This is a genomic window from Streptomyces sp. NPDC018947 (assembly GCF_044390505.1).
In the GTDB taxonomy this organism is placed as follows: Bacteria; Actinomycetota; Actinomycetes; order Streptomycetales; family Streptomycetaceae; genus Streptomyces.
In genome coordinates this window covers 1-3,425 of the sequence record NZ_JBIRZD010000039.1, presented here as the reverse complement: position 1 = coordinate 3,425, position 3,425 = coordinate 1, and the positions used below count along the sequence as shown (strand labels likewise).

Genomic DNA, 3,425 nt, shown 5'->3' with positions numbered 1-3,425 from the left:
GCCGATCCCGTTACGGCGGAGTTCTGGGAGGCGGTGGAGCGCAACGACCTGCAAGCCCTGGGGCTGGACGACGACACGGCCTCCGACGCCGTCCTGCCGGCGCTGTCGGCCTGGCGGCGTGGTCATCAGGAGCGGCAGACCCTCGCCGGCTGGCGTTATCACGTCACCTGGAAGCCCCTACCGGAGCCCACCGCCCCCGTCACCCTGACCGGCACCTGGCTCATCCTCACCCGGCCGGACGAGGACGCCTCCGAACTCGCCGCCGCGGTCAGCCGGGCCGGCGGGCAGACCACGCGGGTCACCGTCCCCGTCGACGTCACCCGAGAGGAGCTGTCGCGTCGGCTGACCGAGGCACGCGACGACGCCCCCGCGCCGACAGGAGTCCTCTCCCTCCTCGCCGTGGCGGACGGCGCGGCGGCGGAAACCTCCCCGGACCGGCTGCCCGGAACGGTGACCGACACCGTCACCCTGCTCCGCGCCCTGGAAGACGCCGGTGTCGGCGCCCCCCTGTGGGCCCTGACCCAAGGCGCCGTCAGCACGAGCGGGGACGACCCGACGGGGGACCCGGCCGCCGCTCTCGTGTGGGGCATGGGCCGGGTGGCCGCCCTGGAGCAGCCGGGCCGGTGGGGTGGCCTGATCGACCTGCCGACGGCACCGGACGAGAAGACCTACGACCAGGTCTGCCGCGTCGTCACCCGCACGGACGGCGAGGACCAGGTCGCGATCCGTCCCGCCGGGGTGTTCGCGCGCCGGGTACGCAGGGCGGGCGGTGCGGCCGGGGCCGGGACGGCCTGGCAGCCCCGGGGCACGGCCCTGATCACGGGCGGCACCGGCGCTCTGGGAGGCCACATCGCGAGGTGGCTGGTGGGGCAGGGTGTCGAGCACGTCGTCCTGCTGGGGCGCCGTGGCCCCGACGCCCCGCGGGCAGCCTCTCTGCGCGACGAACTCACCGGTGCCGGAGCCCTCGTCACCATCGCCGCCTGCGACGTGGCGGACCGCGAGCAGCTCCACGAGGTGGTCCGCCGGGTCCGGGCCGACGGCGCGGAGATCCGCGTCGTGGTCCACGCCGCCGGTCTGGGCCGGACCGGCGCGCTGGCGGACGTGCCGCCCGAGGAGTTCCGGCAGACCATGGCCGCGAAGGCGCTCGGCGCGCTCCACCTCGACGCCCTCTTCGGCGAAGCCGACCTCGACGCGTTCGTGCTCTTCTCGTCGATCGCGGGAATCTGGGGCAGCGGTGGCCAGGGTGCGTACGCCGCGGCGAACGCCTTCCTGGACGCGCTGGCCCGGCACCGCCGCGACCGTGGGCTGACCGCGACCTCGGTGGCCTGGGGCGCGTGGGCCGGGGACGGCATGGCGGAAGGGGACGCCGCAGTTCAGCTCAGCCGCCGTGGCATCACCACCATGCCGGTCGACCGGGCGGTGACCGCGCTGCAGCAGACCCTCGACCGGGGGGAGACGACGGCCGTCGTCGCCGACGTCGACTGGAACCGCTTCGCACGCACATACCTGACGGTCCGCGACAACCGCCTGTTCGACGAGATCGCGGAGGCACGCGAGGCACCGGCCGGCGAACAGACCGACGACGAGGCGAGCAGCGGCGACTCCCCGCTGATCAGCCGACTGCGCTCCCTCGACGAGGCCGGACAGCGCCAGGAACTGCTCGACGTGGTCCGCACCGCGGCGGCTGAGGTACTCGGCCACGCCCACACTGCGGACATCCCCGAGGACCGGGCCTTCCGCGACCTCGGCTGCGACTCGCTGACGGCCGTCGAACTCCGCGACCGCCTGCACGGTACGACCGGGCTGCGCCTGCCGGCCACCCTGCTGTTCGACCACCCCACCCCGCGGGTGCTCGCCACGCATCTGTGGACGGAGACGTTCGGCAGCCATCCCGCCGCCTCGGCGCCGCCCGCCCCGGCCGCCGCACCGGTCGACGACGACCCGATCGCCATCGTGGGGATGAGCTGCCGTTACCCTGGCGAGGTGCGTTCGCCGGAGGACCTGTGGCGGCTGGTGGCGACGGGCCAGGAAACGATCACCGAGTTCCCGGCGAACCGGGGATGGGACCTGGCCGCGCTGTTCGACGAGGACCTGGAACGCCCGGGAACGAGCTACGCCACGACCGGCAGCTTCCTGCACGACGCCGACGAGTTCGACGCCGAGTTCTTCGGGATCAGCCCGCGCGAGGCGCTGGCGATGGACCCGCAGCAGCGGCTGCTCCTGGAGGTCACCTGGGAGGCGCTGGAACGCGCGCACATCGCCCCGGACTCGCTGCGCACCAGCCCCACCGGCGTCTTCGTCGGCACGAACGGCCAGGACTACGTCTCCCTGCTCGGCGACGCCGGGCTCGTCGCCGAGGGATATCTGGCGACCGGGAACGCGGCGAGCGTGGTCTCGGGCCGGCTTGCCTATGTGTTCGGGCTGGAGGGCCCGGCGGTGACCGTGGACACGGCGTGCTCGTCGTCGCTGGTGGCGATGCACCTGGCGGCGCAGGCGCTGCGGGCCGGTGAATGCGGTCTGGCCGTGGCCGGTGGTGTGACGGTGATGTCGACCCCGGGCGCTTTCGTGGAGTTCAGCCGCCAGCGCGGCCTGGCGGCCGATGGCCGGTGCAAGCCGTTCGCGGCGGGTGCGGACGGCACCGGCTGGGGCGAAGGAGTCGGCGTACTCCTGCTGGAACGGCTCTCGGACGCTCGGCGCAACGGCCATCGGGTGCTCGGGGTGATGCGGGGTTCGGCGGTCAATCAGGACGGTGCGTCGAACGGTCTGACGGCGCCGAACGGTCCGTCGCAGCAGCGGGTGATCCGGCAGGCGCTGGCGAACGCCGGTCTGTCGGCTGCTGACGTGGATGCCGTCGAGGCGCACGGCACGGGTACGACTTTGGGCGACCCGATCGAGGCGCAGGCGCTGCTGGCGACGTATGGGCAGGATCGGCCGGAGGACCGTCCGTTGTGGCTGGGCTCGGTGAAGTCGAACATCGGGCACACCCAGGCCGCCGCGGGCGTGGCCGGGGTCATCAAGATGGTGATGGCCATGCGCCACGGGCAGCTACCCGAGACGCTGCACGTGGATGCGCCGTCGCCGCACGTGGACTGGACGACGGGTGACGTGCGACTGCTGACCGAGTCGGTGCCGTGGGAGAGCGGCGGACACCCACGGAGAGCCGGCGTGTCCTCGTTCGGGGTCAGCGGCACCAACGCCCACGTGATCCTGGAGGAGCCGCCCGCCCTGGAGCCGGCCTCAAACCCTGAGCCCGAGGCCGGGACCGAGCTGCGCGCCTCGGACCTCGTGCCGTGGGTGGTGTCGGCGCGGGGGGCGGCGGGTCTGCGCGGTCAGGCGGCGCGGCTTGCGGAGTTCGTGCGTGGCCGTGGGGACGTGCATGTCGCGGGTGTGGGTGCGGTGTTGGCCGGTCGTGCGGTGTTGGAGGA

At 73.7% G+C, this 3,425-nt stretch carries 1 protein-coding gene; it reads left to right on the top strand.

Annotation, left to right across the window (positions count from 1 at the left end):
* A partial coding sequence (locus ACH499_RS34530; RefSeq protein WP_399020978.1) for an SDR family NAD(P)-dependent oxidoreductase occupies positions 1–3,425 on the top strand: 3,425 nt, incomplete at both ends.